The 13,745-nt window shown below is 62.5% G+C and carries 12 protein-coding genes and 1 tRNA gene; 4 read left to right on the top strand and 9 right to left on the bottom strand.

The window, feature by feature from the left end; all coding sequences use genetic code 11:
* Together BMX61_RS24780 and BMX61_RS17650 are read left to right on the top strand one after the other, a co-directional pair.
* A partial coding sequence (locus BMX61_RS24780; RefSeq protein WP_210186278.1) for a hypothetical protein occupies positions 1-193 on the top strand: 193 nt, incomplete at its 5' end.
* Between the two features lie 68 nt (positions 194-261).
* Positions 262-338, top strand: a tRNA-Met gene (locus tag BMX61_RS17650).
* 713 nt (positions 339-1,051) lie between these two features.
* Here BMX61_RS17650 and BMX61_RS17655 read toward each other — a convergent pair.
* The 7 genes from BMX61_RS17655 to BMX61_RS17680 form a co-directional block, all read right to left on the bottom strand.
* Positions 1,052-3,001 (bottom strand): putative bifunctional diguanylate cyclase/phosphodiesterase, encoded by a 1,950-nt coding sequence (locus tag BMX61_RS17655; protein WP_234794727.1) that lies wholly within the window; start codon positions 2,999-3,001, stop codon positions 1,052-1,054.
* Positions 3,002-3,361: 360 nt separating this feature from the next.
* Positions 3,362-3,598, bottom strand: a complete 237-nt coding sequence (locus BMX61_RS24375) for a hypothetical protein (protein ID WP_139198956.1) — start codon at positions 3,596-3,598, stop codon at positions 3,362-3,364.
* Between the two features lie 350 nt (positions 3,599-3,948).
* Positions 3,949-5,460, bottom strand: a complete 1,512-nt coding sequence (locus tag BMX61_RS17660; protein ID WP_075625709.1) for an ABC transporter substrate-binding protein — start codon at positions 5,458-5,460, stop codon at positions 3,949-3,951.
* Complete coding sequence (locus BMX61_RS17665) at positions 5,457-7,151, bottom strand: dipeptide ABC transporter ATP-binding protein (protein ID WP_075625710.1); 1,695 nt, start codon at positions 7,149-7,151, stop codon at positions 5,457-5,459. Before BMX61_RS17665 ends, BMX61_RS17660 begins: the two co-directional genes overlap by 4 nt.
* Positions 7,148-7,969 carry an ABC transporter permease gene (locus tag BMX61_RS17670; protein ID WP_075625711.1) on the bottom strand — a complete coding sequence of 274 codons (822 nt, stop codon included), beginning with the start codon at positions 7,967-7,969 and terminating at the stop codon, positions 7,148-7,150. The genes BMX61_RS17665 and BMX61_RS17670 overlap by 4 nt, the downstream gene beginning before the upstream one ends.
* On the bottom strand, positions 7,966-8,904 hold the full coding sequence (locus BMX61_RS17675; RefSeq protein WP_075625712.1) for an ABC transporter permease: 939 nt from the start codon (positions 8,902-8,904) through the stop codon (positions 7,966-7,968). The genes BMX61_RS17670 and BMX61_RS17675 overlap by 4 nt, the downstream gene beginning before the upstream one ends.
* 2 nt (positions 8,905-8,906) lie before the next feature.
* The gene (locus tag BMX61_RS17680) at positions 8,907-9,797 is read right to left on the bottom strand and encodes a proline iminopeptidase-family hydrolase (protein WP_075625713.1); all 891 of its coding nucleotides are present in this window, start codon (positions 9,795-9,797) and stop codon (positions 8,907-8,909) included.
* A 155-nt stretch (positions 9,798-9,952) separates the two neighbouring features.
* Between BMX61_RS17680 and BMX61_RS17685 the strand changes: the two genes are divergently transcribed.
* Entirely contained in the window at positions 9,953-10,714 is a 762-nt protein-coding gene (locus tag BMX61_RS17685) for a LuxR family transcriptional regulator (RefSeq protein ID WP_075625714.1), read from the top strand.
* Positions 10,715-10,851: 137 nt separating this feature from the next.
* On the top strand, positions 10,852-11,754 hold the full coding sequence (locus BMX61_RS17690) for a proline iminopeptidase-family hydrolase (protein ID WP_075625715.1): 903 nt from the start codon (positions 10,852-10,854) through the stop codon (positions 11,752-11,754).
* Between the two features lie 162 nt (positions 11,755-11,916).
* Here BMX61_RS17690 and phnN read toward each other — a convergent pair whose 3' ends face one another.
* Together phnN and BMX61_RS17700 are read right to left on the bottom strand one after the other, a co-directional pair.
* Positions 11,917-12,534, bottom strand: coding sequence for a phosphonate metabolism protein/1,5-bisphosphokinase (PRPP-forming) PhnN (phnN, locus tag BMX61_RS17695; RefSeq protein ID WP_075625716.1), 618 nt, complete (start codon positions 12,532-12,534; stop codon positions 11,917-11,919).
* Positions 12,531-13,667 (bottom strand): alpha-D-ribose 1-methylphosphonate 5-triphosphate diphosphatase, encoded by a 1,137-nt coding sequence (locus BMX61_RS17700; protein ID WP_075625717.1) that lies wholly within the window; start codon positions 13,665-13,667, stop codon positions 12,531-12,533. The genes phnN and BMX61_RS17700 overlap by 4 nt, the downstream gene beginning before the upstream one ends.
* Positions 13,668-13,745: the final 78 nt, after the last annotated feature.

The raw sequence follows: 13,745 nt of genomic DNA on the forward strand, positions 1-13,745 counted from the left end.
TCTGCTAAGCGCAAGAAAACAAAACTCACAAAACAAACATAAAACCAACGCTATGGAAAACGGCAAATGCCGTCGGCCTCCGGGCAAACCAACCGTATGTTGCTCACGCAAAAACGCGACCGGACGCCAATATTTGCTGAAGAAAAAACATGGCGTATTTTGCTCACGCAAAAATCGGGCGGTATTTTGCTGAAGCAAAAACGCGGCGTATTTTGCTGACGCAAAAACGCGGCGTATTTTGCTGACGCAAAAACGCGATAACGCGGGGTGGAGCAGCCCGGTAGCTCGTCAGGCTCATAACCTGAAGGCCGCAGGTTCAAATCCTGCCCCCGCAACCAAACATTCCCCCTCGATCTCAGTGTGACAAGCCTCCCTCGGGAGGCTCTTTGCGTTCATCGGACGTCAATCCCAAAGCGCGCGGAGACGTTCATCAGGCGGCCGCAGATAGAGCGTGGCCTCGTCGGATTCCGCTATGCCGACCTGCTTTAGCGACCGTCAGCCGCATAGGCCAAGATCACCTTATCAAATCATGACCGCCAAAGCTCCATTCCATCATTCTGCAAGGACGGATATCACGTAGATCAGATGGTCGCGCAGCGTAGGCCACACTGTCGGCTCATATCGCTGGTCAAGCCTTCTGACGCAGCCCATGCGGCGCACCCTATCGAAGCTTCCATGCTCGATGCATGTCTTGGAGCGTCAGCCACAACAGCCTACTGGATCTTGTGACTGTCGATATCAATTCCACTATCCTACGGCGGCCGATAGACACCAGATCGCTTGAAGGCACGTAAGAACTCAGCCTAACGGCAGCAAGGCCGGTAGCGCTTGTGCGACCAGTGTCTTGCTGTTGACGCGGATGTCGAAGTGGGTCGCGCGATGTGCCCAACAAGCGGGCCAAATCCGCGCAGGGCTGGCACGGCAAATGCCAGCCACCCTCTTCGAGTATAGTGCACGTTCCTGTGGAGATTGCCGCATTCAGCAGCAAGCACAATCCGCTTCAGGATCACACCCTCCCGGCACTGGGGCATAGGCGCGAAAACGTCGTCGGCTACCCTTGGTGATGGCGCTCAATCCAAGCCAGCGCGTCGTCTTGGGGCATTGGCTTGGCGAGGTGATAGCCCTGGACAATGGTGCAGCCAAGTTTTTGCAGGATGTCGAGATCGGCCTGTGTTTCGACGCCCTCGGCGACCACATCGAAGCCGAAGGGTTGGGACACACGCATGATCGCGTCGATCAGGGCTTGATGGACTGGGGAGGCGGAGAGGTCGCGCACGAAGCTCTTGTCGATCTTGACCCTGTCGACCTTGAGCGTCTGCAGCGCACTCAGCGAAGAATAGCCCGTGCCGAAATCATCGATGGCAATGCGGATTCCGGCGTCGGCCAGCCGGCTGAGCTTGCCGCGAACGGCGGCGGGATCAATGGCGATCTCCTCGGTGATCTCCAGCTCCAGCATCTCGGGCGGCAGGTCAAGCGCGGCCAGTTCGTCGAGCACGAGCGTGTCGACCGGCATCTGGGTCATGTCGCGCGGCGAGACATTCATGGCAATGCGGATGTCGTGCAGCCCGCGCGCTCTCAGGACCCCGATCATCTGCGCGACCTGGCGCAGGATATGGCGCAGCAACTCCCCCGAAAGGCCGGCCAGCGCCGAAACCGCGATCAGGTCCATCGGCGGGATGAAGCCGTGGCGGGGATGGTTCCAGCGCACCAGGGCTTCGAGCGTGGTCAACTGCGTTCCGCAATCGCTGAGGATCGGCTGATACCACATGACGATTGCGCCCTCGTCCAGGGCTGCAGAGAGATCGCGCTCGATATCGCGCGTCATCGCCGCCTTGCGGCTCAGCGTCTCGTCAAAACTATAATATCGATTTCGCCCAGCGGCTTTCGCGGCATAGAGCGCGACGTCGGCTGAAACGAGAAGATCGTCCAGACCCCGATCCGCGCCATGATAGATGCCGATGCTGACGCCAATGCGCCCCGCCGGCAGATTGGGGAAAGGCGTGCCGATCGCGGTGATCAAGGCAGAGGCGAGCGCTTCGCCGGTGTTCTCCGCCTGAGGATCGGCGATCAGCACGGCAAACTCGTCACCGCCAAGCCGCGCGACCACCGCGCCGGCGGGGACATTGGCCGTCAGGCGGCGGGCCACTTCCACCAGAATCATATCGCCGGTCTTGTGGCCGAAGGCGTCGTTGATCGTCTTGAACCCATCGAGGTCCAGCAGGAACAGCGTCTGGCTGGTACCGAGCTCCGTCCGTGCCAGAACCGCCTCGCCAAAACCGCGCCGGTTCAGGAGGCCTGTCAGCTCGTCATGGATGGCACGTTCTCGCATTTCCCGGGCGAACAGCGTGATGCGCTGATTGGCCGTTTCCAGCGAGCGGGAGAGCAGGGTCGCCTCGTTTTTGAGCCGGCTTTCATTTGTCACCAGCGCTTCACCGACACGCGCGCCGCGGATCAAGGCGAGCAGATACAAGAGGACCGTGGCCGCCAGCCAATGGCGGTCATAGCCGCCGGCGTAGATCAGGCAACCGATCACCGACACGAGCGGCGGGGTGATAAAGGAGATCGGGATGAGCGCATAGGCGAAGCCGTGCGTGACCGCGCCGGCGGTAATGCCGCAGACCACGGTCAGGTAGAAGATCGTCTCCGGCGTCGTGTAACCCTCGCACAGCAGCGGAATGAGCGCCCAGGCAAAGCCGGAGAGAAAGGCGAGGACACAGTGCAGGACAAGGTTATGGCGCACCGTCCTCGACCAGCGCCTTGCGGCAGCGCCCTCGGCGCGATCGCCTTGGATGGGTTGGCGGCAGAAGAACAGGCGCACCAGGTTGATGGTCAGGGAGAAGGCAAACCATAGGGCGCCGACCTGACCCTTGCCGGCCGAGATCGAGACCGCAAGCGCGGCGATCCCCAACAAGATGTTGACGGGAATGGAAATAGCGACCGTCTTTCGCACGGCGCGCAATTTGTCGAGAACGATGGCCTCGTTCAGAGCGGAAGCCGTCATGGCAACTCTCATTCGATGTTCAGCCGGCCCGCCTGCCCAGGAAGCGCCGAATGCCCTGATAAAGCCGCCGATCATTGGCGGCCCGTGATGAAGACGGATCAACGCGAAGGCTCGCGGCGATCCTTTTGTCTGCAAAGGCTTTCACAGCGACTGCGGTCGCACAGGTCCGATCGGCCTGAATCCGACACGCAAGGTTGAAAGCAGACCTCGGTGCATGACGCTGCCGGAGGTGGCCGTCTGCTGCGCTACCGACCTGTCGCGTCATCGTCACCGATTGGCCAGGTCCGGAAAAAGCTCCCGATCCAAAGCCGGCACATATGCTGCGAACGGCTTTGCTATGTCCTAAATGAACGTGTTCTTTTAAGTCCTGTCATCAAGCCGAATATGCTTTCGTGCAGCCAGCGAGATCTGGCTTTGCGCGCCGTAAACACGCACCCCTTCAAGCCGACTGGCGTCGGTCAGGTTGGTTGCCAGCAGCGGCTGCCTGGAGGTCGTGCAAAACAGGACCTGCGCTTGCGCGATGCTGATTAAATTGGTGGGATAAAAAGGTTTAAGAACTCTGAAGGCCGTGCCGATTTCTTTTGCAGGTTCAGCCAAGCATGGCTGTCTGCTGCGGGAAGTAAGACACTGATTATGAATTTCCCTGACGGCAATCGGGCTCTGCCTTTTTCGTTCGAGCAGAGGTTTCAGAGCATCGAACCGGGAAGCGCAAACCGGTTTCGATGCATCCGCTGCGAATGAAAAGCGAAAGCATCGCGCCGATTTCGATCTCGGCACGATGCTCTTGCCTAGTGGTGATCTCTCTGGCCTCGCATGCCACAGCCGGCAGGCGCCGGCTGTGATGGGTTCTGCGTCGTGCTCATGCGCTTCGGCCAAGCGGTGACGAACACGGAACGCAGGGCGAGCCTGAAGAAATGAGGCTCTTCAGCTCGCGTGCCTTTTGACGGTCAGTTCTTGACCGTATCTTCCAGGAAGAAGCGGCCGAGCGGGTTCTGGTAGAAGTTGGTGACGTTCTTGCGCGTCACGTTGATGTAGGGGCTGTAATAGAGATCGATCCAGTTGACGTCGTCCTTGGCGATCTTCTGCAGCTCGACATACATGGCCTCGCGCTTGGCCGGATCGGTTTCCAGGCGAGCGGCGGCGACCAGTTCCTTAACATGGTCGTTCTTGTAGCGGGTCATGTAGTTCATGTTGGTGTCGTGGCCGAGCGTGAAGGTGGTCTTCTGGTCTGGGTCGAGAATGTCGTTGGTCCAGTACATCACCGAGACATCGTAATCGCCATCGACCAGCATGTTCCAGCTCTGGCTGGGATCGACCTTCTGAAGGTTGACCGTCACGCCGGCCTTGGCCAGCTGTTGCTGCATGAGCACGGCGATCTGCTCGTCGGTCTCCTTGCCGGCATTGACGATATAGTTCAGCGTCAGGCCTTCGGCACCGGCTGCCTTCAGCATCTCCTTGGCTTTTTCCGGGTCATAGGGGCGCTGGAGATTGTCGGCATAGTGATAGAGCGCACCCTTGGGAATGTAGGAATTGGCGACTTCGCCGATGCCGAAGGTGGCAGCTTCCACGATCGCCTTCTTGTCGATGGCCATGTCGAGCGCCTGGCGGACTTCCTTTTTGGCGAGCGCGCCATGCTCGTGATTGATCAGCATATGGTCCTCGCGGGTCGAGGGATCCATGCGCACGGTCAGGTTTTCATCCTTCTTCAATTCGGCAACGCGGGAGAAGGGCACGGTGATCGCCGCATCCAGCTGGCCGGCCTGGACGTTCAGAATCCGGGTATTGTCGTCGGGAACGATGATCCATTCCACGCCGTCGAGGCTGACATGGGAGGCGTCCCAGTAGTTCGGATTTTTCTTGAGGATCACCCGGTCGCCGCGCCGCCATTCCTCGACCGTGAAGGCGCCGGAACCGATAGGCTTTTCCGCAAAGGCGTCAGCATTGGCCTCGACCGCCGCCTTCGGCAGGACGGAGGCGTTCGGCAGCGCCATCATCGAGATGAAGGGCACGGACTTGCCCTTGAGCTTGACGACGAGGGTCTTGGCATCGGCTGCGGTCGCCGTGTCGATGATCTTGAAGCTGTCGGACCAGAGCGAGCCCTTGTCGTCGCGAATGCGGGTCAGCGAAAAGGCGGCGTCCTCGGCGGTCACCGGGCTGCCATCGGAGAACTTCGCGTCACGCAGCTTGAAGGTGTAGGTCAGGCCATCATCGGAGATCGTCCAGCTTTCGGCCAGGCCCGGCTCCAGTTTGGTGCCCGTGCGATCGACGCGCACCAGCACGTCGAAGACGTTGGAGAACACCCAATTATCGACATTTTGCGCCGATTTGATCGGGTCGAAGGTGGTGGAATCCTCGGTGCGGCCGATGGTCAGCACGCCGGCGGCCTCGGCATAGGAGGCGGAGAGCGACAGGAGGGCGGCGAAGGCGGCGATCTTGGCTTTCGACATCTGCGGTTTCATGCGGGCTGTCCTTTGAGGGGCGGGAGGGGAAGGGAGCGTCCCGAAAGCGGCCGGTCGGGGTCGAAATCGGGAATGGCGGCGATCAGCGCGGCGGTATAGGCCTCGCGCGGGTTGGCGAAGACAGTCTCGGAGGGGCCTTCCTCGACGATGCGACCGTGATGCATGACGACGACGCGCTGGCAAAGAGCGCGCACGACCGCGAGATCATGGGCAATGAAGACCAGCGTCAGGTCCATGGTCGAAACCAGCTTGCGCAAGAGCGCGACGATCTGGGCCTGGATGGTGACGTCGAGCGCGGCGATGCATTCGTCGGCGACGATCAGGCGCGGCTCGACCGCAAGGGCCCGGGCAATGCCGGCGCGCTGGCACTGGCCTCCGCTGAGCGAGCGGGGCTTGCGGCCGGCAAAGCTGCGGTCGAGCTCGACCAGATCGAGCAGCGCCTCGACGCGAGCCGGTATGGCAGCGTCCGGCACCTTTTTCTGCACCCGAAGCACTTCCGAGAGAGTCTCGCCGATCGTCAGCCTCGGGTTGAGTGAATTATAGGGATCCTGGAAGACCATGGCCGCCTGACTGCGCAGGGCCTTCAGGGTTTCGGCGCGTTTCAGCGAAAGGCTGTGGCCGTCGAAGGTGACATGGCCGTCGGAGAGTGGCGTCAGTCCCAGCATGGCGCGCGCCAGCGTCGATTTGCCCGAGCCGCTTTCTCCAACAATGCCGACGGTCTCGCCCGGCAGGATCTGCAGCGAGACGCCGCCGACTGCACTGAAGGTCTTGCGGCGCGACAGCAGGCCGCCACCAACCGGAAAGCGGACATGCAGGTCGTCAATCTCGACCAGCGGCCGAAGCTTGATCGTCGACGGCTCCTGCGTCAGCGCCGCAGCTGGCGCGGTCTCCGCTGGCATGGAGGGATGGCTGGCGATCAGGGTACGGGTGTAGTCCTCGCGTGGGTTTTTGAGGATCGTACGCTTCTCGCCGATCTCGATCAGCCGTCCATGGCGCATGACGGCGATGCGGTCGCAGGTCTGGGCGACCACGCCGAGATCATGGGTGATGAGAATGATCGACAGGCCGCGCGTCTTCCTGAGATCGAGCAGCAGGTCGAGGATCTGGGCCTGGATGGTTACGTCGAGCGCAGTGGTAGGCTCGTCGGCAATCAGGATTTCCGGATTGCAGGCAAGCGCGATGGCGATCATCGCGCGCTGGCGCATGCCGCCGGAAAATTCATGGGCGTAATTGCCGAACTGGCGCGGCGGATCGGTGAAGCCGACCTGGCGCATGATCTCCAGCGCGGCGGCCTTCGCCTCCATCCGGTTCAGGCCCTGATGAAAGGCCACACCTTCAACGATCTGATCGCCGATGCGCATGACGGGGTCGAGATGGCTGGTTGGGTTCTGGAAGATCATGCCGATCCGCGCGCCGCGAATGGCCTGCAGCGCCTCGGGCGAGGCCTTGGCAATGTCCTCGCCGTCGAGCAGCACCGTGCCTTGCGCCAGCCGCAGGGATTGTGAAGGCAACAAGCCGACCAGAGCCCGGCAGAACAGGCTCTTGCCGGAGCCGCTTTCCCCGACAAGGCCAAGAACTTCACCCTTGGCAAGGTCGAGCGAGACCCGGTCGAGCAAGGTTCGCGCGCCAGTCTTCTCCTCGACGGTGACCGTGAGATCGCGAATGCTGAGCTGGAGGGGGGCGTCGGTCATTCGTTCACTCCCATCAGCTCGCCCAGCGCATCGCCGACCATGGAAAAGCCGAAGGCGAGGACCACGATCGACAGGCCGGGAAAGAGCGTGATCCACCAGGCCTGGGTGACGAAGCTCTGGCCTTCCGCCACCATCACGCCCCATTCGGCCAAGGGCGGCTGCACGCCGAGCCCGAGATAGCTGATCGCGGCGCCCGACAGCAGCACCAGCACCGCATCCGACATGGAAAAGACCAGCGAGCCGGCGACCGCATTCGGCAGGAGATGGCGAAAGAGAATGCGCATGCGCGAAAAGCCGAGACTGACGGCGGCCATGGCATAGTCGCTGTTTTTCAAGACCAGGATCTGCGCGCGGATCAGACGCGCATAGGAGACCCAGCCGACCAGCGCCATGGCGATGTAGAAGCTCGTCAGGCCCGGCCCCAGGATGGCGATGATCGACAGCATCAGCACCAGGAAGGGGAAGGCGAGGATGATGTCGATCAGCCGCATGAGTATGGCATCGACCAGCCCGCCGAAAAAGCCGGCCAGTGCGCCGATGACGGTGCCGATAACGAAGGGGAAGGCGACGCCGATCAGCGCGATCTGCAGGTCGATGCGGGCGCCATGCAGCACGCGCGAGAGAATGTCGCGGCCGAAATTGTCGGTGCCGAACAGGTGGACGAAACTGGGCGGCTGGAGGCGCGCTGCCGCATCCTGGAAGATCGGGTCATAAGGCGCGATCACTGGCGCCAGAAGGGCGATCAACACGAACAGGCCGAGGATGGTAAGGCCGGTGACGAGCGTGGCCGGCCGGGGCTTCACAACGGCGGCGCTCACAGCTTCACCCGGGGATCTGCGGCGACAGTGGCGATGTCGGCCAGGAAGTTGACGAGCACAGTGGCGCAGGCAAAGACCATGGCCACGCCCTGCACCACCATATAATCGCGTGCGAAGATCGCGCGCACCAGAAGCTGTCCCATGCCGGGGATGGCGAAGACGCTTTCCACCACCACGGTGCCGCCGATCAGCCAGCCGATATTGACGGCGAGGAGATTGATGGTCGGCGCCACGGCATTGGGCAGGACATGGCGCCAGAAGACGATGCTCTCCGGCATGCCGCGCGCCCGTGCCGCTGTGGCGACATCCGATTTCAGCCATTCGACCATGGCGGCGCGTAAAGAACGCATCAGCACGGTGGACAACGACAGCGCAATGGTGACCGATGGCAGGATCAGGTGGACGAGCTTATCGCCCAGCGTGCTGCCATAACCGGAAACGGGCAGAACGGGAAAAGCGATGGCCAGGAGCAGGATCAGCATCAAGGCCACCCAGAATGGCGGAAAGCCGATGCCGAAGGTCGACAGGATGCGCACGAGATGATCGACCGGCCGGCCGCGATTGCGCGCCGCCAGCGCAGCCATGGGCACGGCAATCAGCACGGACAACAAGACCGAGGAGAAGACCAGCGCCAGTGTCGGCTCGATGCGGGTGGCGATCAGCGGGAGGACGTCGATCTTATAGGTGATCGACTTGCCCATCTCGCCCTTCAGCAGATTCTGCAGGAAATAGAAATATTGCGCCCAGATCGGCTCATCGAGCCCGAACTGGGCACGGACATTGGCGATCGCCGAAGGCGTGGCGCGTGCGCCGAGCAGCACGCGGGCGGGATCGCCGGGGATCAGCCGCACGAGCACGAAGGTGATGATGCTGACCCCGAAGATCACGGGCAGGAATTGGAGCGGGCGGGTCAGGATGAAACGGTAACGATGCATCGTCAGCCCGACACGCGCGCGAGGAAATCGAGAAGCGGCGGATAATAGCCCTCGGGATTTTCGTAGAAGGGCATGTGGCTGGCATTGCGCACCACATTCATGGTGGCGCCCGCCGGCAAGGCCGTCTTCATCCTCAGCGCACAGGCCGGCGTCAGTTCGTCATGTTCGCCGACAACAATCAGCACGGGCGCGGCGATGCGCTTGAGGTCCGCAATGCGGTTCCAGTCCTTGAGATTGCCGATATAGAGAAACTCGTTCGGACCCTGCATGGTGACGTAAGGCCCCATGTTCCAGTCCGAGAGCGAGCGCTTGACCGGCGCCGGCCAGTCCGGCAGGCGGCAGACATGGCGGTAGTTCAGAAGCGTGATGGCGGCCTGATATTCGGGATGGTCGAAGGTGCCGGCCGCCTCGTGCGCCTGCATCATCGCCACCGTTTCCGCCCCCAAGGCGGCACGCAGACGTTCGAGCTCGCTGACCAGATGCGGCATGTCGGCGACCGTGTCGGCCAGGATCAGGCTCTTGATCGCATCCGGATAAGTCAGCGCATAGTCGATGCCAAGCCAGCCGCCCCAGGAATGGCCCAGCAGATGCACCGGGCCGAGTTGAAGCGTCCGGCGCACGGCTTCGGTTTCCTCGACATAGCGGGCGATGGTCCAGAGCCCTTCATCCTCGGGGCGGTCCGAGGCGCCGGTTCCCAGCTGGTCGAAGGCCACGACCTTGAAGCCGCGATCCTTCAAACATGAATGCGCCTCGCGCAGATAGTCGCAGGGAAGGCCGGGGCCGCCATTGAGGCAGAGCAGGGTTTCTGGTCCCTCGCCGAAGACATAGGCGATGACCTTATGCCCATCGACCATTATCTCATGCCGCTCGTCCGGCTCGATCTCACGCCACATGGTCTTCCCGCTCATCGGCTGCACAACATTTATGCAAGCCTATTTTTTAGAGGAAATCCATCTCAACACCAGCTATCAGAAGTGATAGGGTCTTGGCCTGAAGAACGTGCCGATCCGGCAATGCCGAAAGGGTGGCGCGAAAGCGAGACGAGACCATGGACATCATCGATATCGAGGAGCGCTTCGCCACCAGTGGCAGCCTCGCCAGCCAGATCGATCTCCTGTTCGACGAGATCCAGAGCTTCGGCTTCGATACGTTGATCTATGATTATACGCCCACGCGCTACGATCTCGACGGCACGCTCATGATCCCGACGGTTCTGGAACTGCGCAATGTCGACGAGACCATGCGCGATTACTGGTGCGGTCGCGGCTATTTCCGGCACGATCCGGTTCAGCATGTCGCGCTTGGCACCACCGCGCCCTTTTTCTGGAACTACGATCCCAAGGCGCAGACGCGCATTCGCGCCTTCATGAACGAGGAGAGTGCCTGCGTCGCCGATTTCCTGGCCGAGCGCGGGCTGACGGCCGGCGTCACCGTGCCGATCCATCTGCCCGATGGCGATTACGCCACGGTGACAGGCATTCGCGCCGGTGATCCTGCGCGGCTGGAGCGGGAAGCGCGGCTCTGCCTCGGCGACTTCAGCCTGATCGCCCATCTGTTTCAGCGGGCAGCCAGCGACCGGATCACACGCCAGGCCCATGGGCTCGGCCGTCTCACGGCGCGCGAGCGCGAATGTCTGCGTCATGCCGCCGACGGTCTCTCGGCCAAGGAAATCTCGCGCCTGATCGACCGGTCCGTGCCGACGGTGGTGATGCATCTCAACGCCGCCACCCGCAAGCTTGGCGCCAAGAACCGCACCCAGGCCGTGGCAAAGGCCGCCTATTTCCGCCTGTTCGATCCGCCGCGCCAGTAGGTGTCAGCGGGTGGAAGGCGATATGGCTTTTCCTCGATCAGGAAGCGCCGCCACCCTATCAGTTGTGATAGCTGCCGCCGCCTGAGCCGCGCGCCTATGCTCGCCTCACCGATCATCGATCAGAAGGGAGAGCGGCGTTGAGCGCTGTCAAAACCAGAGAGGGCTTTCTGCCCTTCCGCGATTACAAGACCTGGTACCGCGTCACCGGCAATCTGGAGAGCGGGCGTCTGCCGCTTGTGGTGGCTCATGGCGGCCCCGGCTGCACCCATGACTATGTCGACAGCTTCAAGGGCATCAGCGCGCTCGACGGCCGCGCGGTGATCCATTACGACCAGCTCGGCAATGGCAACTCCACCCATCTGCCGGACAAGGGCGCCGACTTCTGGACGCCGGCCTTGTTCCTGGAAGAGCTCGATGCGCTGCTTGCCCATCTCGGTATCAAGGAGCGCTATGCCTTTCTCGGCCAGTCCTGGGGTGGCATGCTCGGCGCGGAACATGCCGTGCGCAAGCCGAAGGGGCTGAAGGCGCTGGTGATCGCCAATTCGCCGGCCAATATGCACACCTGGGTGGCCGAGGCGAACCGCCTGCGCGGCGACCTGCCGGAGGATGTGCAGGCGACGCTGCTTGCCCATGAGGCGGCGGGCACGCTGACCCATCCCGACTATATCGCCGCCTCGCGTGTTTTCTACGACCGCCATGTCTGCCGCGTCACGCCCTGGCCCGAAGACGTTGCCCGCACCTTTGCCGCCATGGACGAGGACAACACCGTCTATCGCCATATGAACGGCCCGACCGAATTCCATGTCATCGGCACGATGAAGGACTGGACCATCGAGGATCGGCTCGGCCAGATCGAGGCGCCGACCCTGTTGATCTCGGGCGCCCATGACGAGGCGACGCCGGAAGTGGTGCGCCCCTATCGCGAGCGCGTGCCGGATATTCGCTGGGTGCTGTTCGAGGAGTCGAGCCACATGCCGCATGTGGAAGAGAAGGAGGCCTGCCTGAAGACCGTTTCCGACTTCCTCAAGGACCATGACTGACACGGACGATGGATTGGGGGGCGCGTCGGCTTCTGCGCCAAGCGGCTGTCTTGTCCGGCCGACTGTATCAACATCGGCCTCGCGCGGACATCCGCCGCGAGGCGGAATGTTTTGAAATGCGCTCCGGTCCCATCACGCAGACTGCGAGCCGGCTATCAAGCGTCAGGCCGAGACGACTGTCGCGGGCTGGCGCAGGAATGCCAGCAGACGAGCGGCACCCTCTTCAATCGGACCTTCATTGGCGATAACGAGATCGTAATCCTCCGGCCGGTCCTCCACGCGCCGCTCCAGGCGGGCGCGAATGTCCTCGACGGTTTCACGCCCCCGCGCCGCCAGCCTTTCGGCCAGAATGGCGGGCCGGGCCGTCACTAGAACGGTTTCCACCTGGGGAAAGACCGCCCGGAAATGCGGCAGAGCGCGGCGTGAGCCATTGACCAAGCAAATGCCGCCAGCCGCCACCGCCGCGCAGGTTTCCACGGGAATGCCATAGGCAAGCCCATGCGCTTCCCAGGACACGCAGAAATGCCCTTCATCCTTCATCCTGCGGAAATCAAGCGGATCGGCCGCCTGATGCGCCTCGCCACCTGCCTCCACCGGCCGCGTGATCACGCGGCGCACCACATCGAAGTCGACGTCCGTCTGCTGGCTCTTTAAAGCCCGCACATGATCGATCAGCGTATCCTTGCCGGCGCCGGAGGGGCCGACGATGACGATCAGGCGACCCGACCGCCGGTCTTCTCCAGCCTGACGTCCAGGCGCTGGCGAATGCGGCGCGCTCATGCCACGCGCGCACCCTGGCGCCAGACGGAGCGCACCACCGGCATGCCGCCCTGATGGCGCACCCGCACGAGATCGCCGCGCAGGCCGGTGGCGATGCGGCCGCGATCGTCCAGCCCGACGGTCCGGGCTGGCGTGGCCGTAACCAGGCGAATGGCAGCCGGCAGATCCATGTCGCCGTTCTCGGCGAGGATGAAGGGCGCGTGGATCAGGCTGAGCGGCACATAATCCGAAGAGAGCACGTCGAGCACGCCGCGCTCGGCCAGATCGCGCGCGGCGATATTGCCGGAATGCGACTTGCCGCGCACGATGTTCGGCGCGCCCATCAAGACGCTCATGCCCTCGGCATGCGAGGCATCTGCGGCTTCGAGGCTGGTCGGGAACTCCGCCAGCCGAACGCCGTAATGCTTGGCTTCGGCCACATGATCGAGTGTGGCGTCGTCATGCGAGGCAATCGTGATCCCACGGCGATGGCATTCCGCCGCAATCGCCTCGCGGTGATGAGCGGCATAAAGAGCCGAGGCCGCTTGCCGGCGGGCGACGAACTGGGCAAAGGCTTCGTCGGACAGGCCGCGCTTGGTTTTGTAATAGAGCGTATATTGCTCCATCGTCTGGAACTGCCGCTGGCCCGGCGCATGGTCCATCAACGAGGCCAGACGCACGGCCTCGACATCGTGGAACGCCTCGAAATGTTCGAGCACATCGGCCGAGGAAACCTCGCAGCGCAGATGGATCAGGTGGTCGGCGCGCAGCCGGTCCTCGCGCGCGGCAAGCGCCAGCGCATCCGCCATCTCCCGCATTTCGCCCGCCTGGAAGCCGCCATCCTCGTCGGACCCCATGCGCAGGCAATCGAAGACGGTGGTGATGCCGGAGGTGACGATCTGGGCGTCATGGGCCTGGATGGCCGAGAGCATCGACCAGCGCACGCCCGGCCGGGGCGAATAATGGCTTTCGAGATGATCGGTATGAAGCTCGACCAGGCCCGGCACTAGATAGTCGCCATCCATGTTCTCACCCGTGGACGCGTGACCTTCGGACACATCGGTGATCTTGCCGTCGCGGATCTGGACGGCGCCTGTCATCACCCGGTCTTCCAGGACGATGCGGGCATTGGTGAGAACGAGTTCGGAGGTCATGGAGCAGTCTTTCCGTTTCAGCAGAGGATGTGGGTCAGCCACAAGATAAGGTTCGAAATCGGTCCCTGTTCGGGCGAG

Source organism: Xaviernesmea oryzae (assembly GCF_900109605.1).
Taxonomy (GTDB): domain Bacteria; phylum Pseudomonadota; class Alphaproteobacteria; order Rhizobiales; family Rhizobiaceae; genus Xaviernesmea; species Xaviernesmea oryzae.